At 46.5% G+C, this 23887-nt stretch carries 20 protein-coding genes; 12 read left to right on the top strand and 8 right to left on the bottom strand.

Features of this window, described 5'->3' with window-relative positions; genetic code table 11:
* Positions 1-130: 130 nt before the first annotated feature.
* The 5 genes from QZ311_RS00255 to QZ311_RS00235 form a co-directional block, all read right to left on the bottom strand.
* Positions 131-2221 carry a hypothetical protein gene (locus tag QZ311_RS00255; protein ID WP_297062650.1) on the bottom strand — a complete coding sequence of 697 codons (2091 nt, stop codon included), beginning with the start codon at positions 2219-2221 and terminating at the stop codon, positions 131-133.
* 159 nt (positions 2222-2380) lie between these two features.
* Positions 2381-3892 carry a LuxR C-terminal-related transcriptional regulator gene (locus QZ311_RS00250; protein ID WP_297062649.1) on the bottom strand — a complete coding sequence of 504 codons (1512 nt, stop codon included), beginning with the start codon at positions 3890-3892 and terminating at the stop codon, positions 2381-2383.
* Positions 3893-4179: 287 nt separating this feature from the next.
* A complete protein-coding gene (locus tag QZ311_RS00245; protein ID WP_297062647.1) occupies positions 4180-4410 on the bottom strand; it encodes a hypothetical protein in 231 nt (76 codons plus the stop codon).
* A 69-nt stretch (positions 4411-4479) separates the two neighbouring features.
* Positions 4480-5043 (bottom strand): hypothetical protein, encoded by a 564-nt coding sequence (locus tag QZ311_RS00240; protein ID WP_297062645.1) that lies wholly within the window; start codon positions 5041-5043, stop codon positions 4480-4482.
* Positions 5044-5133: 90 nt separating this feature from the next.
* On the bottom strand, positions 5134-7596 hold the full coding sequence (locus QZ311_RS00235; protein WP_297062643.1) for a Smr/MutS family protein: 2463 nt from the start codon (positions 7594-7596) through the stop codon (positions 5134-5136).
* 222 nt (positions 7597-7818) lie between these two features.
* Here QZ311_RS00235 and QZ311_RS00230 point away from each other — a divergent pair, with 222 nt between their 5' ends.
* The 7 genes from QZ311_RS00230 to QZ311_RS00200 all read left to right on the top strand — a co-directional run bounded on the left by QZ311_RS00230 (position 7819) and on the right by QZ311_RS00200 (position 14310).
* Positions 7819-8322, top strand: coding sequence for a PepSY-like domain-containing protein (locus tag QZ311_RS00230; protein WP_297062640.1), 504 nt, complete (start codon positions 7819-7821; stop codon positions 8320-8322).
* A gap of 349 nt (positions 8323-8671) precedes the next feature.
* Positions 8672-8953: a hypothetical protein gene (locus QZ311_RS00225; RefSeq protein ID WP_297062638.1), complete on the top strand. Its 282-nt coding sequence runs from the start codon at positions 8672-8674 to the stop codon at positions 8951-8953.
* A gap of 42 nt (positions 8954-8995) precedes the next feature.
* The gene (locus QZ311_RS00220; RefSeq protein ID WP_297062636.1) at positions 8996-9970 is read left to right on the top strand and encodes an aldo/keto reductase; all 975 of its coding nucleotides are present in this window, start codon (positions 8996-8998) and stop codon (positions 9968-9970) included.
* 148 nt (positions 9971-10118) lie between these two features.
* Complete coding sequence (locus QZ311_RS00215) at positions 10119-10808, top strand: OmpA family protein (protein ID WP_297062634.1); 690 nt, start codon at positions 10119-10121, stop codon at positions 10806-10808.
* Between the two features lie 168 nt (positions 10809-10976).
* On the top strand, positions 10977-12332 hold the full coding sequence (gene tilS, locus QZ311_RS00210) for a tRNA lysidine(34) synthetase TilS (RefSeq protein ID WP_297062632.1): 1356 nt from the start codon (positions 10977-10979) through the stop codon (positions 12330-12332).
* Between the two features lie 15 nt (positions 12333-12347).
* On the top strand, positions 12348-12905 hold the full coding sequence (locus QZ311_RS00205) for a helix-turn-helix domain-containing protein (protein ID WP_297062630.1): 558 nt from the start codon (positions 12348-12350) through the stop codon (positions 12903-12905).
* Positions 12906-13029: 124 nt separating this feature from the next.
* A complete protein-coding gene (locus tag QZ311_RS00200; protein WP_297062629.1) occupies positions 13030-14310 on the top strand; it encodes an SO_0444 family Cu/Zn efflux transporter in 1281 nt (426 codons plus the stop codon).
* Positions 14311-14437: 127 nt separating this feature from the next.
* Here QZ311_RS00200 and QZ311_RS00195 read toward each other — a convergent pair whose 3' ends face one another.
* The 3 genes from QZ311_RS00195 to rmuC form a co-directional block, all read right to left on the bottom strand.
* Complete coding sequence (locus QZ311_RS00195) at positions 14438-15925, bottom strand: PH domain-containing protein (protein WP_297062627.1); 1488 nt, start codon at positions 15923-15925, stop codon at positions 14438-14440.
* Complete coding sequence (locus QZ311_RS00190; RefSeq protein ID WP_297062625.1) at positions 15918-16424, bottom strand: PH domain-containing protein; 507 nt, start codon at positions 16422-16424, stop codon at positions 15918-15920. The genes QZ311_RS00195 and QZ311_RS00190 overlap by 8 nt, the downstream gene beginning before the upstream one ends.
* Positions 16425-16515: 91 nt before the next feature.
* Positions 16516-17919, bottom strand: coding sequence for a DNA recombination protein RmuC (gene rmuC / locus QZ311_RS00185; protein WP_297062623.1), 1404 nt, complete (start codon positions 17917-17919; stop codon positions 16516-16518).
* A gap of 429 nt (positions 17920-18348) precedes the next feature.
* Here rmuC and QZ311_RS00180 point away from each other — a divergent pair, with 429 nt between their 5' ends.
* The 5 genes from QZ311_RS00180 to gcvPB all read left to right on the top strand — a co-directional run bounded on the left by QZ311_RS00180 (position 18349) and on the right by gcvPB (position 23855).
* Positions 18349-19329 carry a lipoate--protein ligase gene (locus tag QZ311_RS00180; protein WP_297062621.1) on the top strand — a complete coding sequence of 327 codons (981 nt, stop codon included), beginning with the start codon at positions 18349-18351 and terminating at the stop codon, positions 19327-19329.
* 50 nt (positions 19330-19379) lie between these two features.
* The gene (gene gcvT / locus QZ311_RS00175; protein ID WP_297062619.1) at positions 19380-20477 is read left to right on the top strand and encodes a glycine cleavage system aminomethyltransferase GcvT; all 1098 of its coding nucleotides are present in this window, start codon (positions 19380-19382) and stop codon (positions 20475-20477) included.
* Between the two features lie 47 nt (positions 20478-20524).
* Entirely contained in the window at positions 20525-20902 is a 378-nt protein-coding gene (gene gcvH / locus QZ311_RS00170; protein WP_289741080.1) for a glycine cleavage system protein GcvH, read from the top strand.
* Positions 20903-20969: 67 nt separating this feature from the next.
* Positions 20970-22358 (top strand): aminomethyl-transferring glycine dehydrogenase subunit GcvPA, encoded by a 1389-nt coding sequence (gene gcvPA / locus QZ311_RS00165; RefSeq protein WP_297062614.1) that lies wholly within the window; start codon positions 20970-20972, stop codon positions 22356-22358.
* 15 nt (positions 22359-22373) lie between these two features.
* Positions 22374-23855 (top strand): aminomethyl-transferring glycine dehydrogenase subunit GcvPB, encoded by a 1482-nt coding sequence (gene gcvPB, locus QZ311_RS00160; RefSeq protein ID WP_297062612.1) that lies wholly within the window; start codon positions 22374-22376, stop codon positions 23853-23855.
* Positions 23856-23887: the final 32 nt, after the last annotated feature.

Here is a 23887-nt window from a genome sequence, read left to right as displayed (position 1 = left end):
CAAAATAATAGCAGAATTTTTAACCGCTGCTAACTGTGAATATTTGTAATTTTTGTGGATTCAAATTTTGTAATTGCACCAAAATTAAGAAAATAGATATCAGTCAATGCAAAGTCCGATGATGTTTCATCTATCTGCCTCCGGCAGTCGAGCGGTCGGCGCTGGCATCGACATCCATAATTTTCTGCGCTCCACGTTTTTGACGACCCCATTGAAGATTGTAGGATACGCTCATATACGGCATTCGCATATCAAGACGCATGTGTTGCTCGTTGCTGTTCCATTTGCTGAGCGATTTGCTCCCGTGGTCGTATTTTCCGAACGGCATAATGATACCGGCACTAAACTGCCACGATTTCCAATTATAGCTTAAATCTATAATATTTAAGTCTTCTCCCCACGAGATTTTTTCACCCCATAGGTCGCGCTGAGCATGCTTATACTGGCCACTGAGGACAAAACCCCAGTGCGCGAGCTGTATCTGCGCGTTGCCGCTCCATGCGTTGTTGCGGTGGGTATATCCTGAGCCGTGCATGCGTTCCATACGGTATTCAATATATCCGCTTGCCATGAGCCAGTCGGATATGATTTCGATTTGGGGCGCAAGGAAAAATGAAAGGTTCTGAAGTCCCCGGCTGTTCTCGTATGTGGTAATCAGTCTGTCGTCCTGCCAATGCAGTATCGGAGTTATGGCATTTGGCGAAGTGAATGCACGCATTCCGAATGAGCCGTTGACACGGGGCAGGTTAAAGCCGTAGCGGAATGTCAGCATATAGGAATTGGCTGTCTTTAGGTTCTGATTGCCGACGCGCCACTGGAAGCCGTCAAGCTGCTGCGGAACGATGTTTGTTTCTGCCAGTGACGGCGAGGACTGCCACGAAGTGAAATTGAGACGGAAGTTGTGGTTCTGATTCAGCGAATATGTTATCGTGGCTTGCGGACGCGGACTCCATGAGTGGTTGCCCTTATGGCTCTCCTTAAAGAGAAAATCGGTATATTGAACTCCCATTCCGGCTGTTGCTGTCCATTTGCCGAAACGATGGAAATATTCGGCAAAGAGATAGACTTTATCCTGTCGCTGATGAAAGATTTCGTCTCCGAGATTTTCATACTGTGAGCGGTTGCGGTTGGCTGTGTAAGAAGCTCCTGCTGTAAATCTGCTGTTCGTCCAATTCTTGATATAGTCAGCCTCGACAGCATATGTTTGATTGCGGTCTTTGATGTTGGTATGGATGTCGGTCAGATAGCCTGTGGCATCGGGAATCCGTTCGGAATAGTCCGAGAACGAGTGGCCGAAATAGAACGAGCTGTTGAAGTTTACTATCAGCATCTGCTTGTGGGCGAAGTTTTGCTGCCAGTAAAGTGACAATGTAGGTGTGCCTCCGTCAGAACCATTTGTGTCTTTAAGCCGAATGTCGTCATTGCCGTTGCTTAAGGATAACAGGCCGTTGTATGTCCAGCATTCATTTATATTCTTATCGAAGCCGAACTGGGCGATGACTACGGTTGTGTCAGGTTTGATATAATTATATGATGCCCAAACATAAGCCATAGAGTTGTCAAGTGTGCCTCCAAGAGATGTCTCGTCGCGTGTAACTGATTCCCCGTCGGGATGCGTGAACGTCTCGGTGTAGTCGCGGTGGGTTTTGATTTTGTTGGTGAGTTTGTAATTGCCGCCGACTTCCCATTGCGACCTCCCGACATTGAATTTTGCATCGGCCATATAGAAGCCCCATGCGACATTCAGAGCCGGACGCGCCGTGGTCATCAGCGAACCTCCCACTGTCGGATTGGCTACGATAAAGTTAAGCACACGGTTTGCGCCGCCGTAACGAAGTCCGGGATTGTCAATCCATTCAACGCGCCTGATTGTTTCAGGCAGCAACGCTCGTACTTGGTCGATTGACGACTCCCTGCCGTTGATGCGTACCTGAACAGATTGTCCTGCGGCCTGAATAGTGCCAAGAGCGTCACTGACGGTCAGCGTGGGAATCATCAGATTGCTCAGAAGCTGAAGACCGTTCTTTGAATTCTCCACCGCACTCTTTGATGGATGATAAACGTCCATGTCTGCTTTGCGTATGACTTTCGGCGCTTGCACTACTATTTCATGGAGTTCCTGTGGCGCGATTGTGTCAATTGCTTCCTGCGCAGCGACTATGACCGGCAGCTGCATTGCCACTGTCATCATCATGATTCCTTTTAAGATTGTTTTTGTCATATTGCGATACGATTTTAATGATTTCATACCGCAAAATTATACCTAAAACCATCTTAACATCAAGAATAAAAGTCTTAATGGTGTTTGTGTAATATGCTGTGAATCAGTAGTGATATTCCTTAAAAGTCTTAATGCGATGCCATCCGTTCCAAATGGCTCTTAAACCGTGGCGCTTTGTCGGAGGAATGCTACTATATCTTCCTTTTCAGGGACTCCGAGTTTCTTCCTGACGGAAGATTTGCGAACATATATAGTGGCTGTTGTCTGCGATGTGATGACACTGATTTCCTTGGTAGAGAAACCGGCCAACATAAGTACGATAATTTGTTCTTCTTTATCGGAAAGCACATTTCCGTAACAGTCATGAAGGCTGGTGTAGAATCCTGAATATAGGTTGTCAATGATTTCAAACACATTTCCCCAGTTGACAAGAGCGCCTTTTGTGTCACTGTCAATCGAAGATATTTTCCGGAGCATCTCACGATTCTGTTCAGTCGGCGTTTCCGCTACCATTTTGATTATGCCGAGTTGCTGGAGCATGGTACGGCGTAAGGAATCCTGACCGACAGCGGGAGATGCAGGGGTCTTCAGCTCCTCGACCATTTTGCTTAAGGCTTCCGCCTGTTCTTCCGCCTCGATGGATTTGCGTCTGCGGTTTAGTGCATACCATAGCGACAATCCGGTTATAAGCAATTCGACGAGGATGATGATTATAATCGCTGCTGTCTGTCTTTCGCTCTTAGCCTTAAGACTCAGTCTTCTGTTTTCGCTTATCAGGGCGTTTTGTTCTGATTCTTGCTGTAGATACTGCGTGCGAAACAGATTGTCTTTCTGTTGATTGTTTATCTTGGCTATCGGGAAAAGTCTTAATCTGCCTGTTTTCCCAAAGTCGAACACTGTGTTAAGTACATAGGCGAAACTATTATAATAGCCCTTTTCTGCTTCAGAAATGCTTGCTGCACAACTGTCCGCCTTGCCCAATTCATTAATTGCACGAGCCCTATCGCCACGATTGAAGAGAGCTAATGATTTCCAAAGATGAATGTAGTGCTCGATTGAATTTCCCGGCGCTTTTTCCAGAAATTTGTCTGCCAGTTCCAGACACTCGTCATAATGGCCCAATTCTTCCAAGGCTCCCATCTTTTCATATTCATAACTGAATTGTTTTGTTGAAGATTTGGAACTGACTGCCTCATCAATAAGTTCATTAAGGATGATAAGTGACGAGTCATTCCGGCCTTCGAACAGATAATCAATGTAAAGCCAATATTTATAAAGCTCCTGCGATGCTGAATCCCTGTCGATTGAAATCAACCTCTTTATGACAGGTCTATTCCCGTCTTCATCAAAAAGCTTTGTGCCCCAATAAGCTCTCTTGCGCAACGGGAATATGGCCAGACTGTCAGGCAGATTGGTCATATTGGCCAAAGAATCCAGTTGCAGGATTGCATTTCGGTCACCAATGACCCAATAATCGTATAGTGCCGAGAGCGCAGCGCTCCTTACGGCGCGATTCAGATCTTTATCCCTGTAATAGTCGGCAGAATACCTGATTAACGAATCAGACAGTCTGAGATGTCCCTGAGTGTCGTGTATTGAAGCCTTGATTAGATAATATCGGGCTTTCAGCGAATCGGCGGATAGTTCCGATGGCTCTATAAGATCAAGCATGGACAACGCACTGTCCGGATAGTCGTAAGCAATTCTCTCAGCATCTGAAAGAATTTTGGATTGCCGCTGAGTATGGGAGCAGGATACTCCAAAAATTGACACGATAAACGCGACAAATATCAGCGGTAACGTGAATCTATATGATAGCTTCTTTGTAACCATATTCAATGTCAGGGTATTACATTGCCCTTTTCAGTCTGCAAAGATAGCAATTTTTAGCGACATTTCAGCTTTTCAACGTGCCAACTGACACTTTTGTCAGTGTCCTCACAAAGTCATGGGCTATTTTAATTCATTCCAATTACAATTCCGATTCCTGCAATGATTGCGCCTGTGATTATGAGAATAAATCCCGGGCGACTATATTTCCGAAGCCGTTTTTTGATGTCATTGGCTGCTGCGAAATCGGTCGGGGGCAACCCCTTCGTATAGATAGCACCTTTGATTGAAGCAATCAGGATGAATGATACTCCTATAAGAAGCACCGACAAACCTCCATATATCAGAATATCAGTCATATTGATGGGACTATTATTATAAATTTAAACACACCATAATATGTGTAAGTTCGGTTACGAGACGGCATTTTATCTCCGCTTACATTTCTGCTGTATGAACCGGCGTTGGCGACGATTGAGAAACGGCATATTCAGAATGTATTTATCAACCATTTCGTCAGTTATTTCTTCATCGGTCTCATCAGTTTTGACCGTCGCTGAGAGAGCTGAGTGTAGTGATGCCGGGATTGCCGTCAGGCTGTCGTTGAGCATGAGCGGACCATTAGGACTGAAACGTTTCGGTCTGTTTGTACTGTCTGTATTCGACGGTATAGGTGTCGGAACGGCCTGTTCCGGAGCTGACGGATGCTTCCTTACGCGGCATCGGGCTTTGGCAGAGCGTTCAATGGCACGGTCGATTTCAGGGCGAAGTATTGTGAATATAAGCAGAATTTCCCGGGGCAATGATTTGGCGGAAATAATGCTTTCTGAAATGTATTTTTCGATGGCTAATAGGGTTGCCGATTTGATTGCGTCGCCATTAGTCAACAGCCCGCATGTCTCGGTCAGTCGTGCAATGATATAGCTATGGAATTTTTTTGAAATCTGACGTGACAGAGTTGCTGTGGACGGGGTGAGAGGTGTCTTTTTCATGTGGAAGGGACTTAACTTTGTTTGATGCAACAAAGTTAAGCCCCTGTTATGTCGGAAAAGGTGCGATAATGCAAAAACAGGAAATGGAATTTATTTCAGATTCACGACCGTGATGCCTGCACCGCCGAAGCGCACATCTTCGTCATGGAACGACTCGATGCCGGGGGTGGTTGAAAGTAGAGAGCGGATGGCCTGACGCAAAGCACCGGTTCCTGTTCCGTGAAGAATCCGTACACGGGCTATGCTGAAACGGATGGCATCGTCGATGAAATATGTCACGGCCTGAATCGCTTCGTCGGCACGCATTCCACGCAGATCAATTTCCTGCTTGAAATTAAGCTGCCGTTCGTAGCCGGAGTCAATTGTCTGCATCGACACGGTAGATTTCGCTCCGGATTTAGGCTGTGCGTTGGTGGCTTTAAGGCGGTCGAGCTTGACGTTGGTCTTAAGGTTGCCGAATGCCACGATGGCGTTTTTGCCGGAGATTTCAAGTACAGTCCCGACTGTTCCTGCTCCGTCGAGTTTCACGTTTGTCCCGACTGCGATTTCCGCTTTGGTCACGGACTGTTCTGATTGTTTTGTCTCGCCGTTCCGTTTTTTCTTCTTGGGAGCTTTGGAGAGAATGGCATTGTTGTCGCGATGGTTTCTCGCGTCTTTTTCAAGGGCGAGACGCTCCTCTTTCAGTTTACGGCGTGCTTCGAGAGTGCGCTCTCGTTCGGCATTTGCCTGTTTGATGTCGGCAATGGTACGCTCGATGGCAGCGTTAGAGGAATCGAGAATCTTGCGTGCCTCGTTGCGAGCTTCGTCGATTATGTCACGGCGTTTGCTTCTGAGCTGCTCTGCGTCTTCCGAATACTGGGCGATCATCTGCTCGAGTTTCTTTTCCTTCTGACGGATGGCAGTTCGCTTGTTCTCCCAATAGCGTTTATCGCGTGTGATGTCGAGGAGATAATTGTCGAGATTCACGTATTCCTTGCCTACGATATCTTCAGCAGCAGAAATAATCTCGGCAGGGAGTCCGATTTTACGTGCTATTTCAACGGCAAACGAAGAACCGGGGTTTCCAATGGACAGCTTGAACATCGGTTGCATGAGATGTCTGTCGTAGAGCATAGAGCCATTGATAAGTCCGGCAGTGTCCTCTGCAAACTGTTTCAGAATCTGATAGTGGGTGGTGACTATTCCCCACATTTCCTTTGCATTCATCTGTTCGAGAATCGCGCGTGCGAGTGCTCCTCCGATCTGCGGTTCAGTTCCAGATCCCATTTCGTCGATAAGGAACAACGAGCCTTTGCGTCCGCGCTGTAGCATGAATTTCATGCTACGCAGGTGGCTGCTGTAGGTCGACAGGTCATCTTCAAACGACTGGTCGTCGCCGATGTCGACAAACATATCCTTGAACACTCCGAAATGCGAATTGTCGTAGACAGGGGGCAGGATGCCGCACTGTAGCATGTATTGCAAAGTGCCGACAGTCTTAAGACATACTGATTTACCTCCGGCATTCGGACCTGAAATGACGAGTATCCGCTCATTCTTGTCAAGCCGGATGTCAATCGGGACAATTTCACGGTTATGACGTTCGAGCGATAGTTTCAGCACCGGATGACAGGCATGATACCATTCCATCTCTTCACCTTCATGAAGATTAGGCATTGTGCCTCCGACAGCATCCGCATAGTGCGCTTTTGCGTTGATGAAGTCGAGATGGTATATTATCGACGCCCCTGTCAGCATCTCCTGAATGTGTGGGCGAAGCTGATCGGCGATTGAAGTGAGTATGCGTATGATTTCACGGTGTTCTTCGAGCTGAAGCTCACGTGTCAGGTTGTTTGCTTCGACAACCTCGGCAGGCTCGATAAAAAGAGTTTTACCTGAAGCGGATTCATCGTGCACGATACCTTGTATCTTCCGTTTGTTCATCGGTGGCACGGGTATGACAAGACGCCCGTCGCGGACGGCAGGAGTAGTGTCGGGTTCGAGCCATCCTTGTGAGATTGCCGAGCTGAGCACGCGACGGAGTATCGAGTTGACACGTCCCGACATTCCACGCAGGCGTGAACGGATATCGGCGAGTGTCGGCGACGCGTTGTCCTTGACAAGCCCTGAGGTGGTGTCGACGGCATGGTCGATTAGCATGCCGAGTGACGGTGGTATGTATGACAGTTCCTCGGCAATATCGGTCAGCACAGGGTAGGGTGTGCGGCCGTCTGTCTTGTGACGGTGGAAAAATGTGGCCACCGCTCCGAAACAGTCAAGCATGCGGCGCACTTTTATGAGATCCTTTATTTCAAGGAAAGTTCCGGGGATTTTTATGACTGCAAGGTTACGGTCAATGTCGTTCACGCCTTCAAGGGGAACGGTCTCGTCGCTATGATTGGCGGAGAGCATTTCGTTGACAGCAGTCAGAGCCGTTCGTATGGCATTGAAGTCGGCGAGAAAAGCCATTTCCTCACAACGAGTCCGCGAACCGTCGCAATGGCAACGGGCTGAAATTTCAGCTCTGACTCCGCTAAATCCTATTTTTTCTTCAATTCGTTCGGGATAAATCATAGTGCAAAATTAAGAAAAAATCGTCAATTGATGATTAATAGAATCAGTAAAATGCCAATGGTTGAAGATGGTAGTCATATGGGTTGGAATAGGTCAATTCATTCATGTCTCCGAATTAAAGTTTTTGAATATGTCAGATAATGTTCGTTGTACATTGTCAATTGTAAAACTTTTTAGATGTACAGATGGTTCTATCATAAATAGATATTCAAATTTTTAATTATGACAGCTAAGACTTTGATTTCAGGAATCGCGTCATTGGCAATCCTCTTTGGGGCAGCTGACGCAGTAGCTCAAATTCCGGCTAATAATGATAGTAATCCCGGTATTGTAATTTCGGGTTCAGCAACCTATGCCCAATTGCCCCAAAAGGCTCAGGAATTTATCGAGAAGCACTTCAAGGATGCCGGAGTGCTGAAATGTGAGAGATATTTTGCCAAAGGCCAATATGAAGTCGAATTGCGCAATGGTGTAGATTTGGAATTCAATACGAAGGGCGATTTAATCGAGGTGGACGCTCCTGATAACACTGTTCTTCCTATTGCTGTGGTCAAAGATGTGATGCCCCGGAAGGCTTACGACCGACTTGAAAAGGATGGCTTCGCCGGCATGGTTGAGTCAATCGAACTAAATCGTGGCAAGGTCTACGAAGTCGATCTCAACATTACCGGTCCTGACACGTATGTCTTTGATTTGGACGGAGAATTTATCGCTATCGAAGATTAAATTATCACGTCAACAACGCATTAAGCGGCCTGTGAGTCTGAATGACGGAGGGGATTTATTATTTGATACCCTGTCGGTCATTCAGGCTTACAGGCTACTTGTGTTATATATGGGGTGATTAGGGCTTTTTTGCTATTTTCCCATAAAAACAGTGACAATTGTAACGGATAATCTATTGTTTTTGTTATCTTTGCAATATTAACCTTTTATAATTATTAATTGTATGAAGAATTATCTGTTTTTGGTATTATGCGTTTTGTTTTTTACATGCTCATGCCGTAATTCGTCAGCCATTGGGGATAATCCTGTTGTAGACGGACAGGAAATGATGTATAAAGCCATGACCTGCATGAAAGACGGCAATCCGGATGAAGCCAATGACATTTTAGGTAAATATCTGGATTATTATGTTGATGCCGATAGCTTGGAAAAGTCAGAATTTTGCAAGGCTTCGACAGAAAGTCACTGGTATGAAATGATGAAAGAGGGAAATAGCGAGTGGATGCCGTTTTTAGAAAAAATGAAACCGATAATACAATGGTATATGGAATCCGGAGAATCATTGTCAGCTCTGTCAAATTTCAACAGACTTCGAACTTTGCAAAGCGAAGTGCTTGGAAATGACCGCTGATTTTAGCCTCGTTACAAATGTGCCAATCAATTGTTAAACAACATGGAATTTAGAAGATGTGGAAACAGCGGGATTATGCTACCAGAGATTTCACTTGGACTATGGCATAATTTCGGAGATGTCGATAGTTTTGATGAAGCACGCAGTATGATTCTGTTTGCCTTTGATAAGGGAATCTGCCATTTTGACCTTGCAAATAATTACGGACCTCCCGCCGGATCGGCTGAAATAAATTTCGGGAAAATTCTTAAAAACGATTTGTCGGCCCATCGTGACGAAATGTTTATAGCGTCAAAAGCGGGCCATCAGATGTGGCCCGGTGTATATGGCGACGGTTCTTCGCGCAAGAATCTGATTGCTTCGTGCAACGCAAGTTTGCAGAGAACCGGGCTTGAATACTTCGATGTGTTCTATAGCCACCGTTATGACGGGGTGACTCCTGTCGAGGAAACGATGCAGGCTTTGATTGATATTGTGAGAAGCGGAAAGGCTCTCTATGCAGGAATCTCGAAATATCCCCCTGAAGAACAGAAAAAGGCGTATGATATACTTCGTGCAGCAAAAGTCCCTTGTCTTGTCAGCCAGTATCGAGCGTCGATATTTGACACGAAATCCATGAATCTGAATTTCGGCATAGCCGACGAAAACGGAAGTGGAATCGTCTGTTTTTCACCATTGGCTCAAGGGCTGCTGACCGATAAATATCTTGACGGCATCATTCCGGCCGGCAGCCGGGCAGCGCGCGAGTCCGGATTCCTTCAGATGTCACAGGTGAGCGATGAGAGAATTGATGCCGCGCGACGTCTCAATGAAATTGCGCACCGTAGAGGGGAGACTCTTGCCGGGATGGCCATCAATTGGCTGCTGGCCGACAGACGTGTCACTTCGGTGATTGTCGGCGCATCGTCGGTCGGACAGCTTAAAGCCAATATCGAATCATTGAATTCCACCGGATTTACGCCGGAAGAACAGGATTGTATCAAGCGGATTGCCTCGCAGCCCGGAGTGCAATTCTGAAACTTTAGCGGTGTGTTTTCGTCGGCTTGTTAAGCATAATAACATTTTTAACGATAATCTTTAGAGTATTTAACCATATTTACAGCTGATATGCTTGTTATTATATAAACCACAGGTCTCAACTATGTATAACTCAAAGCTATCGCTTATGGAAACAAAAAAAGATTATCAGAATAGGTTGCCGGAGCATCCGGAGCCTTTGGAATTGGGAGCCTATGAGGAAAAGGCAGCTCCTGTTCCTCCCGTGGAAGAGCCACAGATGGCTCATGCCGCCATTGACAGACACAGCCGCCGTGGAGGTTTCTTGGGTTGGGCATGGCTCACGGTCCTTGCCATAGGCGTTTTGGTCGGGTCGATTTATTGGTTCTCGGACCGAGACAAAGATACTGACAGTCTATATGCGTCGCAAAATCTTCAGGGAGCTTCCGTTTATGGGAAAGCCGACGCTACAGACATCCGGCAGGGCCGGCCTGTTGCTGTAAAGGCATCGCTTGCAGCAACCGATGCGGCAAAAGCCGACGAGTCGGCTGTGCCTCACGATGTAATCTATCTCTTCCCGCTTGACGGGTCGGAGGTTCCGGACGATGCAACCCTCAATGATCTTGCGAAAAAGGTGGCCGCAAGCGGAGCGTATGTTTCTGTTGTAGCCTATACAGACGAAAGCGGAAATGCTGAGTATAATCAGCGCCTGAGCGAACGGCGAGCAAGACGAGTCGGTGAATATCTGATAGCTCACGGCGTTCCCAGTGACCATGTAAGGACAAAAGGAATGGGACAGACTCATGCTTATCCGTCGGCCGCGCAAAACCGCAGGGCTGAGATTCAAGTCAACGTCTGAATCACAGATTCAGATATAGCATCTGAGAAATTTTAACACGGTCGTGCTATTGTTTGAGAATTGGCATGACCGTGTTATTTTATATCCGGATTTTTGTTAATTTTGCAGATACTTTCTCTGATGTGAAACATCTGTGTATGCACCATACAAATCCATCTCTATCCAGTTATGTCTGATAAATTCTGTAATAAAGTCAGGAAATTCACAACTGACAATAATCTCGCCGGTTCACATGGCGATACAATTATTGTCGGACTCAGTGGCGGAGCCGATTCTGTCGCACTGCTTTCTGTCATGCTTGAACTTGGATATGAGTGTGTGGCCGCGCATTGCAATTTTCATTTGCGAGGAAATGAAAGCATGCGCGATGAAAATTTCTGCCGTGAGCTCTGCCGTGAATTATCGGTTGAATTACTTACGGTGGATTTCGATGTGAGTGAAAGATGCAGGCATACCGGTGAATCTGTCGAAATGGCATGCCGTGAATTGCGCTATGACTGGTGGAACGGACTCATCAATAAAGGTATTGGCAATCTGATTGCTGTAGGGCATCATAGAGAGGACAATGTCGAAACATTTTTTCTTAATCTCCTGCGTGGAAGTGGCCTTGTCGGGCTAAAAGGTATGCAGCCACGTTCGTTAAACATTATCAGACCGCTCCTTGACACTACTAAAGCAGAGATCATCTCATATCTTGAATCGCGTGGACTGAAATATGTGACTGATTCTACAAATTCGTCCAATGAGTTCAAGCGCAACCGTCTGCGCAATATTGTGCTTCCGGAATTTGAGCAGGCATTTCCCGGTGCTATGGATGCTATCGCTACAAGCATATCATATCTATATGATAATTATAAACTATATTCCGATTATAAGGCTGAATTGCAGAAAAAATATGTCAGCGCTGACGGGACTGTGAATATAAACGAAATAGTCGCTTCTGAAAAGAATGCGCGAATGGTGCTCTTTGAAATCCTATCCAATGCAGGGGTAAACATGACGCAAGTTGACAATATTCTTGCATCAATCAACGGACAGGGCGCATGCAATGTATCGGGAAAGCTGTTTCATGCACAGTCTGTCAGCTATCTGTTAAACCGTGGACTGCTGATTCCTGTCGACAATTTGGAAAATGAATCATGTGAATCGGTCGACATCTTCAAGCATCCTTTTAAGATTGAAAAGTTTACGCATGATGCTTTCGAAAGACTGAGAGCTACCAAGTCTTTCCGTAGGGATGCCGTTTATCTTGATGGCCGGGTGCTTGACGGAAATCCTGTTTTTGAGTTAAGGTCATGGCGGAAAGGTGACAGGTTCACACCTTTTGGCATGAAAGGAAGCAAATTGGTCAGCGATTTGCTCTCGGATGCAAAATTGTCACTGGCTGATAAACGGAATGTCAGAATCCTTACACGTAACGGAGACATATTGTGGGTTGTGGGACTTCGTGCAGCAAACTTATACACAGTCGGTAAAAATACTTCGGAAATTATCTGCCTGACATATGATTTTCACAATCTCTGATAAACAAAACTGGACATGACTGAACTGCTTATAAAAAACATGGTGTGCCAGCATTGCAAACAGGCTGTAACGAAACACCTTTCGGATTTAGGTTATACATGTATCAAAGTCGAACTGGGTAAGGCTGTGGTTGCTGAAACCCTTGACAAAAGCCAACTCGAAGAGCTTGATCAGTCGCTGCGTGGTCTCGGGTTCGAGCTGCTCACAGACCCCGAGACACAGCTTATCGAAAGAGCCAAGCATCTGGTCATGCGTCATATCCGTGAGGAAGAGGGACACCACCACAATCTCTCCGATTGTATCGAGCGTAATCTAAATGTTAGCTACGACACTGTAAGTCGCATATTTTCACAACGCGAGGGTCGCACTCTCGAAAAATATCATATCGCACAAAAAATAGAGAGAGTAAAGGAGCTTCTGCAACATGACGAATATACTCTTTCCGAGATAGCATACATGGTTGACTATTCAAGTGTAGCGCATCTGTCACGACAGTTCAAATCTGTCACGGGTATGACTCCGACCGAATATCTTCGCGGTCCGCGTGAGAGGAAAGACCTGAATGAAATATGAATGGACATACTGTCGGCAAAAATTATGTAAACAAATCCCATAATCATGTAACAATCCAAGGCCGGTGAGATTGTAATTTTGCATAAAAATAAAGCAATTGAAAATTGTAAAATTTTTATACAAAATGAATATCTCACATTTTTTCTATTCTCTTCTATTTATAGTAAACGAGATGTCGCCCTATATATTACTGGGCTTCATCATAGCCGGATTTCTCCATGTATTTGTCAAGCCGCAGATGATGGCACGCCATCTTGCCGGAGGAGGAATCATGCCTGTCGTGAAAGCCGCGCTGCTTGGCATACCGTTACCGCTATGCTCATGCGGTGTGCTCCCGACTGCTGTTTCGCTTCGCAGGCAGGGCGCGTCGAAAGGTGCGGTAACCTCATTTCTCATCGCCACTCCACAGACAGGTGTCGACAGCATCGCCGCTACGTACTCATTGCTGGGATTGCCGTTTGCTTTGCTACGCCCTGTAGGCGCACTTCTCGGTGCGATGCTTGGTGGCGTCAGTGTGCAGAAATTTGATAAGGCTGACGCCTGTGCAACGCAGGCATGCTCTGTTGCTGTAAACAGTGACATGGATAGCCCTGAATCTCACATCCCGTTAGGCCGTAAATGCGTGCAGGCATTACGATATGGATTGGTAGATATGGTTGGAAATGTCGGCAAGTGGCTTGTGATCGGACTGGTGATTGCCGCACTGATAACGGTTCTTGTCCCTGATGAACTTTTCCTTGGACTGGCTGATTATCCATTGCTTGCAATGCTGATGATGGTTGTTGTTTCTGTCCCGATGTATGTATGTGCGACAGGCTCAATACCTATAGCACTGTCGCTAATAGCCAAAGGACTTACACCCGGAGTAGGATTTGTATTGCTTATGGCAGGACCGGCTGCCAATTTTGCCTCGATGATGATTCTGTCGAAATCAATCGGACGGCGCAGCACTTTTATTTATGCCGGCTCTGTTATCATAACATCGCTTGCATTCGGATTGATGATAGACTATCTTCTTCCACGCGAATGGTTCATGCCGGCTATAACCGGTCATGTGGCATCTTGCCATGAGGAGTTCGGATTGTTTGAAACTCTGTGCAGTGTTGTGCTTCTCTGTCTTTTAGCTTATACAGCGTTCAAGTCAACACAATCCCATCACAATCATAGCCATTTAACAGATGCAGAATTTAAAAATAACGAAAATTATATGAAACAAGTTTTTAACATCGAAGGCATGGAATGTGCCCATTGCGCCGGAGTTGTCCGTAAGGCCGTGTCTGCAATTGAAGGAATTGAAAGTGTGTCAGTCGACCACACAGCCGGAACACTGGTTGTCGAAGGTGATTTCACATCTGAGAAAATCAGGGATGTGGTTTATGCTGCCGGATTTGCGGTGAAGGACTAATCTAATCCGCGCCGACAAAGCCGGAATAAAAATGACATTTACGACAGACTATTTTAGCCGCAATTAAGGCTGATACAAGTCTGTCGTAAATGTCATTTTTACTCCGGTTGATAAGAAGTCTTTATTGCTATTCTTTTGCAGTTCCCTTGCTGACGATTGATTTGGCAAGGAGACGCTCGTAAATATCCATGCCCTGTTCCTGTCGGAGACTTCTGATGGTAAATGTGGAACCTGTCGTTGAAATGGAAAGGGAAACACGGCCTGTGAACTGCGATAATGGAGTCCGGGTTACTCTCACGACCTCAACGTTGTCGTATTTCAAATAATTCTTTATTTCGGCGAATCGTCCGTTATTGATGATGAGATACGAATCTTTGAGAGTGATATGGCTGTGGCGCATCGTCAGGATACCTTTTGGTATGCCTACTGACAAGTAGATGACCGGAAGTATAGTCCAACCGTATAGCCCGAAATGACAAAGTACCACTATGGCCACAGAAGAGAGAAGGAGGTCGGGAATCAATGAATGCGTGATTACTCCTTTGCCGGATTTCGCTGTGGCGATGTCTGCTTCAGAAGCGTAGTCCTGTCCGAGCCACCAGCCGAGAAAAAAGTCGGAACAATCGTGTCCGTAAATCTTAAGGTTATCATCCTCTTTCTGCGCGCTTGAGTTCAGTGCCTGTTTCAGAGCGAGTGTGGAAAGGCCGAAACGCTTTTCAAAGTAATTGCGTTTGATCCATATCGTGCAAATCTTATCGCGGGTGAAACGGCTGCTAAGACGTGAAAAAAGTCCGTGGCTGAAAGTAAGTATCTTGTTGTCGTAGGTGAGCGAAAGGTTATAGTACCGCAGAAGCACTTTCCCGAGCCACAGCACAAGCGACACTATGTAGGTACACGCCATAATCATGGCTATGCCTACCCATGACACTACGAAATGGTCGAAATGCGATTCGAGGTAGCTCTCGATTAACTCAAAACTGTTGTCAGATAAGTCAGATAGTGTGTTGAAAACAACGGATGCAAATCCGCCCAATACCACCATTCCTTTCAAGTGGTTCTGACACAGCGCGTCAAATACAAGGTTCTTGTTGCTGAATTCGATAGATGAAGATGGATTGTAGGCGGGTGGCATGTCGGTGACATCGGACTGAGGCCGCTCCTGCCGCTCAATCCGGTCAAGCAAACTTTGCCAATCTGATTCGCTGAGCACGAGCTCTATTTCCTCATCCTTGGCTGCAAGCGTATCGAAAAGGACACCTCTGAGGTCGAGAAGACGATAGAGAAGCTCCTGCTTGGTGCGCAGTGTGTGTATTCGGTTGAGAGGTATAGTGGTGGTGGCACGGCTAATCAGATTGTGACGGTAGATGAGATTGCCGTCTTTGACATGAAATTTCATCTTAAAAATCGCCAGTGAGGCCAGAATCAACGCCAAAAGCGCAGTGCAACCGATTGTGACAGCAATCTTCAGTATGGTTTTGACGAAATCACCGTCTGATTGAAATAGCGTGTATGTCAGGTAAATGACCGAGGCGTTGAAAGTTAGTCTGAAGAACTTCAGAAAATAGATAACTAACGCGCTGAGGCTCATTCTCTGAGGAACGGAGAAGTCAGTCATGGTTGTTATTCAGTCTTTGGGTTATGGCATTTTTGATTGCGTCTGCCTTTTCCTTGGTGAGACCTTGGATGGTAAGCGATGACAAACCTTGGGCCCCGTTGACTATATCGATTGCGCATAGGCCAAAATATCTGGATATGGGATTTTGCTTGATGCTTACTTGTTGTATTCTGGCAAATGGCACTGTTGTAATTTTTGGAAATATCACTCCTCCACGGTAAGTGATGTCATGCTTGCGGAGAGCATATCCCTTTAACTTATATGCTTCCCTGAGTATTGTAAGATTGATGATGAAAGATACGACAATCACTGTTTCGGCAGCAACGCACCACCAAGGGATGTCGTCGATAAGAAGCAGCAACAGTGCGAGAGCTGCCAATAAGGAATAGGCGATGACCGCACTTGCAATCTGGACTGATTTAAATTTCGGACTCACCGGCTCGTAGTGAAGCTCTTCAATAAGGTCTGTAGACGCGGTTTCTATCTGGTGATTACTCATAAATACGTTCGAATTTAGTTTATATTTTTTACTCTCTTTAACAACCGTCATAGCCGCTAAAGAGAGTAAAAAAAATAGCTTGTAACCTATGTTATTCGTCGTTATTGGTCTCTTTAAGAGTGGAAGCCGCAAGCTGTTTTGAAGCTTTCACCCCAAGTTTCTGGAGATTCAGAGCGCGGTTTACAAGATTTCCCGTGCCGGTGGTCAATTTGGTCATGGCGTCGTCGTATGCTTTGCGGGTTGTGCCAAGAGCCTTTTCTATCCGTTCCATGTCTTTTGTGAAGTCGGCAAACTTATCATACATCTTGCCGGCTTCTTCCGCAATTGTGATTGCATTTTTCGTATGGCGGTCACGACTCCAGAGCTGTGCGATGAGCTTGAGTCCCGAAACGAGATGGGTGGGGGAGACGATGAGTACCTGACGGTCATAAGCCTCCTGCCACAATGACGGGTCAAGACGCATCGCAGCGATATAGGCCGGTTCATTAGGGATGAACATCATGACGAAATCAAGTTTCGCGTCGCCAACGTATTCTTGATAGCGTTTGCGGGCAAGTTCATCGATATGCTTCTTGACAGACCGTACATGACGCATGGCTGCTCCATCGCGGATTTCATCATTATCGGCATTGGCATAATCGACAAATGCCGTCAGCGAGACTTTTGAGTCGATCACTACGAAACGGCCGTCGGGATATTTCACAACGACATCCGGACGCAACATTGTCCCGTCTTCATTACGCAGGACATTGCCGTCGCTGTCGGTGGTCGATTGTGTGAAATATTCAACTCCTTTTTGTAGTCCGGAATTTTCAAGAATTGATTCAAGCACCATTTCACCCCAGTCGCCCTGCACTTTACTGTCGCCGCGCAAAGCCTCTGACAATTCGCGGGCCTGCCGAGAGATGGATTGGTTCAGATCGACAAGTTCCTTGATTCGTTCCGACAGCGAGAAGCGTTCGCGGGCTTCATTATTGTAAGTATCTGTGACTGTTTTTCGGAATTCGTCGATGTTTGTTCGTAAAGGTGCAAGGATTTCGCTGAGTCGTTCCTCGTTCTGTGTCTTCAGGTCTGCGGTGTTCTGACGCAGTATGTCATTGGCAAGATTCTTGAACCGACTTTCGAGCAAAGCCTCCTGTTCTTTGCGTTTTTCTTCCTGCTTTATAAACTGTTCCTCTCGTCGATTGATTTCTTCTCCGAGAAGTTCAAGGCGAGTATGCAGCGAAGAGTTCTCTTCGCGAGCCGATGCCAACTGCTCTACGGCAATATTCAGACGTTCAGTCAGTATGTCACAGTTTTTACGGGATTCTGTCAGACTGGCTGTGAGTGATGCTATGGAACTCTGAACTTCGGCACGCGCTTTTTCCGTCTCCAGTTGCAGACGCATATTCTCTGCGTTGAGCTCATTGGTCCTCAACGATGATTTACGTAAATAAAAGAATTCGATAACAGCAATGACCGTCATGGCCAATGCGAAAACAATTGAAATTAACATGTTGGATTTCTAAATGGGACAGGACAATAGCGATGTAAACCAATTAGTTAGCCACAATATTCCCAAGAGCCGGTATTTCTACGGGAGCAAATGTATAGGCCCGTGCAAACTGACGGATTTTTGCGAGCGTGATTTTTTTCGGCCGCTGTTTTGTTTCGGTGATAACGTGGGGAAACGTGGGTTCAGGAGTAAAATTTTTATTCATAGGCATACTAATTATTATAACCGAATATTATTATAATGTGTCGCAATGAAAGGCACTTGTTTTATCTCATAAACGCTTGCCACGGGCGCTTTATTGTCATGAATTTTGATTCTAAATCTTTTTGCTGAATTTTTTTGACGTTTCGTTAGTTTTATATTTAAAATTTATTACTTTTGCAGTGTCCTGAATCTTTTCAGTCAAGTTAACCATACATCTATATCAATATGGACTTAGTCATAATAAATGACACCCAACCACGCAAACTGGCTTTCTATCTCGCAGAGGAAGAATATCTGGCCAAACGTTATCCGGACAGGGATTTTTTCTTTGCATGGCAGGTAAATCCATCTGTCATCATCGGAAGAAACCAGTTGCTCGAAAAAGAAATCAACGTGGACTATTGCCATGATAACGGTGTTGAAATTTTCCGCCGTAAGAGTGGTGGTGGAGCTGTGGTGGCTGACATGAATAATATCATGTTCTCATATGTGACGTCATCGGATGATGTATGTAGCACATTTAGTGAGTATACCTCGATGGTTGCTGCTGCGCTAAGGGCTCTTGGCCTTGATGCTTCTGATAATTCCCGAAATGATATATTGATAGGCGACCGCAAAGTGTCGGGCAATGCCTACTATCATCTTCCGGGACGAAGCATAGTGCACGGGACAATGCTCTATGATTACGATCCCGTTTTGATGGCAAACACTCTCAGACCCTCAAAAACAAAACTTGCTTCGCATGGTGTGCAGTCTGCCCGTAGCAGGGTGACGACAATCAGGGAACACATTCCACAACTTTCGATTTCCGATTTCCTTGACCATATACTCAAAACAGTTGCCAACAACGGGAATACTCTTGTCCTTACCGATGACGATATCCGCGCAATTGAAGAAATCGAGCAGGAATACTATGCACCCGCATGGCTTGCAGGAAAAAATCCAAGAGGGACTGTCGAGCATAGCGAGAGGATAGATGGAATAGGGGAGATAAGCGTTAATCTCACGGTGTCAAAAGGGCTTATTGAATCGCTCGTCCTCACCGGTGATTTTCTGGAAAATTCCGATGCGGAGGCTGAGATATCAAAAGCCATTATCAGCATCGCCTATGAGAGAGAGTCTGTAAATAACGCTCTGAGAGAAACTGACCTCAACGCGTTGATTCCCGGAATGACGATTGAAAAGTTCGTCAACCTGATATTCTGACAACAGTAAACAATTCAGATTAATAAATACCTTAAAATACCAATCCTAAAATGGAAGAATTAAGAAAAACATGCCTTCATGACAGACACGTCAGTCTCGGAGCTCAAATGAGTCCGTTCGGAGGTTTTGACATGCCGATACAGTATTCAGGTATCGTCGAAGAGCACAACGCTGTCCGCAATGCCTGCGGTGTTTTTGATGTCTCGCATATGGGCGAAGTGACAGTGACCGGCTCAGAGGCCGAGAAATTTGTGAACTATATTTTCTCAAACGATGTCGTCCCTCTTCATGACGGTGGCATACTCTATGGAATGATGCTCAATCATGAGGGAGGAGTGGTCGACGATCTCCTTGTCTACAAACGTGGCGAGAACAGTTTTCTGCTTGTCATCAATGCCTCGAACATCGCCAAGGATGTGGCGTGGATTGAGGAACAGGCCAAAGCGTTTGATGTAAATGTCGAAAATATCAGCGATACGACAGGCGAGATAGCCGTGCAAGGTCCTGAAGCGGAAGCAGCTCTTGAAAACATATTGGGCATTCCATGTAAGGAACTCACATTCTATACGTTCAAGGAACTTGACTATGAGGGTACACCGATGATTGTCAGCCGCACAGGCTACACCGGTGAAGACGGATTTGAAATATATGCCACTCATGAGACCACCCGGAAACTGTGGGATAAGCTTATCGAATCGGGTAAGGTTGTTCCATGCGGTCTCGGTTGCCGTGACACTCTCCGTTTTGAAGTCGGGCTGCCTCTCTATGGCGACGAACTTGCCGACGATATAACTCCCGTAGAGGCTTGCCTGTCAATGTTTGTCAAACTTGACAAACCTGAGTTCATCGGCCGTGATGTCATAGCACGTCAGAAGGCAGAAGGCGCGCCTCGCAAACTTGTAGGGCTTGAGCTTATGGACCGTGCTATTCCACGTCACGGTTATGAGGTGCTCAATGCCGATGACGAGGTGATCGGCTACGTAACAACAGGCTATCGCGGAATTTCAGTCGACAAGAGCATTGCGGCGGCATTGATTGAAACAAAATATGCTGTCAAGGACAATGAACTTAAAATACGAATCCGTCGCAAGACTTTCCCTGCAAAAGTCGTAGCTAAAAAGTTCTACAAGAAATCTTATAAGAAATAACCAGAAATACTAAACATCAATTTATCACTTCTAAAACTAAAATAATTATGAGCAAGACATATTATTCTCCCACACACGAATATGTAACTGTTGACGGCAATATCGGTTATATCGGCATCAGCGACTATGCCCAGCATGCACTCGGAAACGTTGTTTACGTCGACATGCCCGAGCAAGGCGACGACCTTGAGGCCGGCGAGGAATTCGGTGCGGTTGAGAGCGTCAAGGCAGCAAGCGACCTGTTTGCTCCGGTAAGCGGTGCTGTCATCGAGTCAAACGAACAGCTCATAGACAACCCGCGTCTCATCAACGAGGATGCTATGGCCAACTGGATTGTCAAAATCGAGCTGACCGACCCGTCAGAACTCGACAATCTTATGGATGAAGAGGCATACCGCGCACACTGCGAAGCTGAAAAGCATTGATAGAAACGCCCTGTCTCCACCACCTGTTAAGAATCATTCTGTCTTACAATTTACGAACTACCATAAAGTGACCCACAGATATTTTCCACATACTCCCGAGGACATCGCGTCGATGCTTGAACGCTGCAACATGAAAAGCCTTGACGAGCTTTATGCCGATGTCCCCGAAAGCCTGAAACTGAAGCGTGATTATGACCTTCAGCCTCAGATGAGCGAAAAAGAGGTCCGCGATTTTTTTGAGGAACTTGCCGTTCGCAATCAGCCTCTGACATGTTTTGCCGGAGCAGGCTTCTATGACCACTATACGCCGGCTGTCGTGCAGTCGCTTGCATCGCGCTCCGAATTTCTGACTGCCTATACTCCATATCAGCCGGAAATTTCACAGGGTACGCTGCAATACATTTTCGAATACCAGTCGATGATGACACAGTTGACCGGTATGGAGGTTTCGAATGCTTCAATGTATGACGGCACTACCGCTGTAGCCGAAGCAATGCTTATGGCTGTAAGTCATGCCAGAAGGAAAAACCGCGTACTCGTCTCGGCGACACTCAATCCGATTTACCGCGAAGTAATAGATACATATGCCCATTACCACGGAGTCCGGGTGGATACTATCGCGGAAAAAGATGGTGTCACCGACCTCGATGCAATGCGCGAGATGCTTGCTGATGGCGATGTTGCCGGAGTGATTTTAGCGACTCCGAATTTCTATGGAATACTTGAAGACTATACCGGTGTGGCCGATATGGTTCACGCTGCCAAAGCGCTTCTTATCATGACTGCGCCTGCGTCGGCTCTCGGAGTCATACGCACTCCCGGTGAATGGGGGGCTGACATTGCTGCCGGTGAGGCTCAGTCTCTTGGTATGCCCCTTAATTTCGGTGGCCCTTATCTGGGATACATCTGTTGCAGTAAAGCTCTAATCCGTAAGCTCCCGGGACGTATAGTAGGCGCTACGACCGATGCCGATGGTCGACGTGTGTTTGTGCTGACCCTTCAGGCTCGCGAACAACACATCCGTCGTGACAAAGCCACATCAAACATCTGCTCCAACCAAGGACTGATGGCTCTTTACGTAGCCATGTATCTGTCACTGATGGGAGCAAAGGGACTGCGTGAAGTCAACGAACTGTCGGCTGCAGGCGCTCACTATCTTGCATCACGGCTTGTTGAAACCGGAGCGTTTGAATTGAAATATCCCGACAAACCCTTCCTCAATGAATTCGTAGTGCGATTCAAGGGAGAAGTCAAGCTTGCCGACTTTGTGGAGGTATGCAATTCATGCGGTTGTTTACCCGGAGTGATGATTTCGGAAGACGAACTTCTTGTATGTGTCACCGAAACACGTACCAAAGAAGAAATCGACCGATATGTATGGCGTGCCGAAACATTCTCAAAAGCGACTGTTCCAGCAATGAACGGCGGTGTCGCAGCAAATGAAATGTCAAACTGATGATGTCCCGAAAACATGAATAAGAAATATTACGGAAAAGTAATTTTTGAGCTCTCACGTCCGGGACGTCAGGGCTATAGTCTGCCATCAAACGGTTGTGATGACGCGCTTTCGGTTCTTCCGGCCGATTTGCTGCGCCAAAATGCTCCGCAGCTACCAGAAGTAGATGAACTGACAGTGGTCAGACACTACAACAATATGTCGACCAATAACTTTGGTGTCGATACCGGATTTTATCCACTGGGCTCTTGCACCATGAAATATAATCCGAAAATCAACGAGGAAATGGCTTCGCTCCCGGCTTTCACGGCGTTGCATCCATTCCAGCCGTCAGCTACGGTTCAAGGTGCGCTCGAAGCATACTATACCTTACAGCGCATGCTGTGTGAGATTGGCGGTATGGCAGAGTTTACACTCAATCCCTATGCCGGCGCTCACGGCGAATTGACAGGACTGATGGTTATACGTGCCTATCATGAAAGCCGTGGCGACATGAAGCGCACAAAAGTGATAGTTCCTGATTCGGCTCACGGAACCAACCCGGCGTCGGCTGCCGTTGCAGGGCTCAAGGTTGTCGAAGTCAAGAGTCTGCCTGACGGAACTGTCGATGTCGAAGCTCTCCGTCCGCTGCTCGACGACACGATTGCGGCCGTGATGATGACCAATCCAAATACGGTCGGAATTTTTGAACACAATATCCCTGAAATCGCTGAGATAGTCCACGCCTGTGGTGCACTTCTATATTATGACGGTGCAAACCTCAATCCGCTTCTTGGAGTAGCACGTCCGGGTGACATGGGATTTGATGTGATGCACATCAATCTCCACAAGACTTTCTCAACGCCTCATGGCGGAGGCGGCCCGGGAGCGGGCCCTGTCGGCGTTCGTGCCGGACTCGAACAGTTCCTGCCAAATCCGCGCGTTGTCAAGCACAGCGGTGACGACGATCCGCTTTTCCATCTCGATTTCGGTACAGAGAAAGCGCCTCACGCCCTCGGACGCATATCATCGTGGCTCGGAAACTTTGCAGTCGAACTCCGTGCGCTCGCCTATATTCTTTCACTCGGTCGCGACGGTCTGAAACTTGCAGGCACACTCGCCACTTTAAATGCGAATTATATCAAGGAATCCTTGCGCGATTTGTATGCTCTGCCGATTGACCGTGTGTGCAAACACGAATTTGTGTTCGACGGTCTTGCCGACAAATCGACCGGAGTCACCACTCTTAATGTGGCCAAGCGTCTTCTTGATCATGGTTTCCATGCACCGACAATCTATTTCCCGCTTCTTTTCCATGAATCGCTGATGATAGAGCCTACCGAAACGGAAAGCAAGGAGACTCTTGATGAATTCATCGCGGTTATGCGCGATATCGCCCGCGAGGCGGCAGAAGACCCTGAAACGGTTAAGAACGCACCTCTCGAAACTCCAATCCGCAAGCCTGACGACACGGCTGCCGCGCTGAATCCGGTGGTGACTTTTGCGGAACTTGGCTGACAGATACATAAATCACTGTTCTATACCAAATC

It is taken from the genome of uncultured Duncaniella sp., assembly GCF_910578445.1.
Classification (GTDB): Bacteria; Bacteroidota; Bacteroidia; order Bacteroidales; family Muribaculaceae; genus Duncaniella.
This window is presented reverse-complemented; position numbering and strand designations above follow the sequence as displayed.

Bases quoted from the DNA above. Each gene is read 5' to 3' on its own strand.
- QZ311_RS00255 (WP_297062650.1), bottom strand. From the start codon at position 2,221: ATGACAAAAACAATCTTAAAAGGAATCATGATGATGACAGTGGCAATG.
- QZ311_RS00250 (WP_297062649.1), bottom strand. From the start codon at position 3,892: ATGCTTGATCTTATAGAGCCATCGGAACTATCCGCCGATTCGCTGAAA.
- QZ311_RS00245 (WP_297062647.1), bottom strand. From the start codon at position 4,410: ATGACTGATATTCTGATATATGGAGGTTTGTCGGTGCTTCTTATAGGA.
- QZ311_RS00240 (WP_297062645.1), bottom strand. From the start codon at position 5,043: ATGAAAAAGACACCTCTCACCCCGTCCACAGCAACTCTGTCACGTCAG.
- QZ311_RS00235 (WP_297062643.1), bottom strand. From the start codon at position 7,596: ATGATTTATCCCGAACGAATTGAAGAAAAAATAGGATTTAGCGGAGTC.
- QZ311_RS00230 (WP_297062640.1), top strand. From the start codon at position 7,819: ATGACAGCTAAGACTTTGATTTCAGGAATCGCGTCATTGGCAATCCTC.
- QZ311_RS00225 (WP_297062638.1), top strand. From the start codon at position 8,672: ATGAAAGACGGCAATCCGGATGAAGCCAATGACATTTTAGGTAAATAT.
- QZ311_RS00220 (WP_297062636.1), top strand. From the start codon at position 8,996: ATGGAATTTAGAAGATGTGGAAACAGCGGGATTATGCTACCAGAGATT.
- QZ311_RS00215 (WP_297062634.1), top strand. From the start codon at position 10,119: ATGGAAACAAAAAAAGATTATCAGAATAGGTTGCCGGAGCATCCGGAG.
- tilS (WP_297062632.1), top strand. From the start codon at position 10,977: ATGTCTGATAAATTCTGTAATAAAGTCAGGAAATTCACAACTGACAAT.
- QZ311_RS00205 (WP_297062630.1), top strand. From the start codon at position 12,348: ATGACTGAACTGCTTATAAAAAACATGGTGTGCCAGCATTGCAAACAG.
- QZ311_RS00200 (WP_297062629.1), top strand. From the start codon at position 13,030: ATGAATATCTCACATTTTTTCTATTCTCTTCTATTTATAGTAAACGAG.
- QZ311_RS00195 (WP_297062627.1), bottom strand. From the start codon at position 15,925: ATGACTGACTTCTCCGTTCCTCAGAGAATGAGCCTCAGCGCGTTAGTT.
- QZ311_RS00190 (WP_297062625.1), bottom strand. From the start codon at position 16,424: ATGAGTAATCACCAGATAGAAACCGCGTCTACAGACCTTATTGAAGAG.
- rmuC (WP_297062623.1), bottom strand. From the start codon at position 17,919: ATGTTAATTTCAATTGTTTTCGCATTGGCCATGACGGTCATTGCTGTT.
- QZ311_RS00180 (WP_297062621.1), top strand. From the start codon at position 18,349: ATGGACTTAGTCATAATAAATGACACCCAACCACGCAAACTGGCTTTC.
- gcvT (WP_297062619.1), top strand. From the start codon at position 19,380: ATGGAAGAATTAAGAAAAACATGCCTTCATGACAGACACGTCAGTCTC.
- gcvH (WP_289741080.1), top strand. From the start codon at position 20,525: ATGAGCAAGACATATTATTCTCCCACACACGAATATGTAACTGTTGAC.
- gcvPB (WP_297062612.1), top strand. From the start codon at position 22,374: ATGAATAAGAAATATTACGGAAAAGTAATTTTTGAGCTCTCACGTCCG.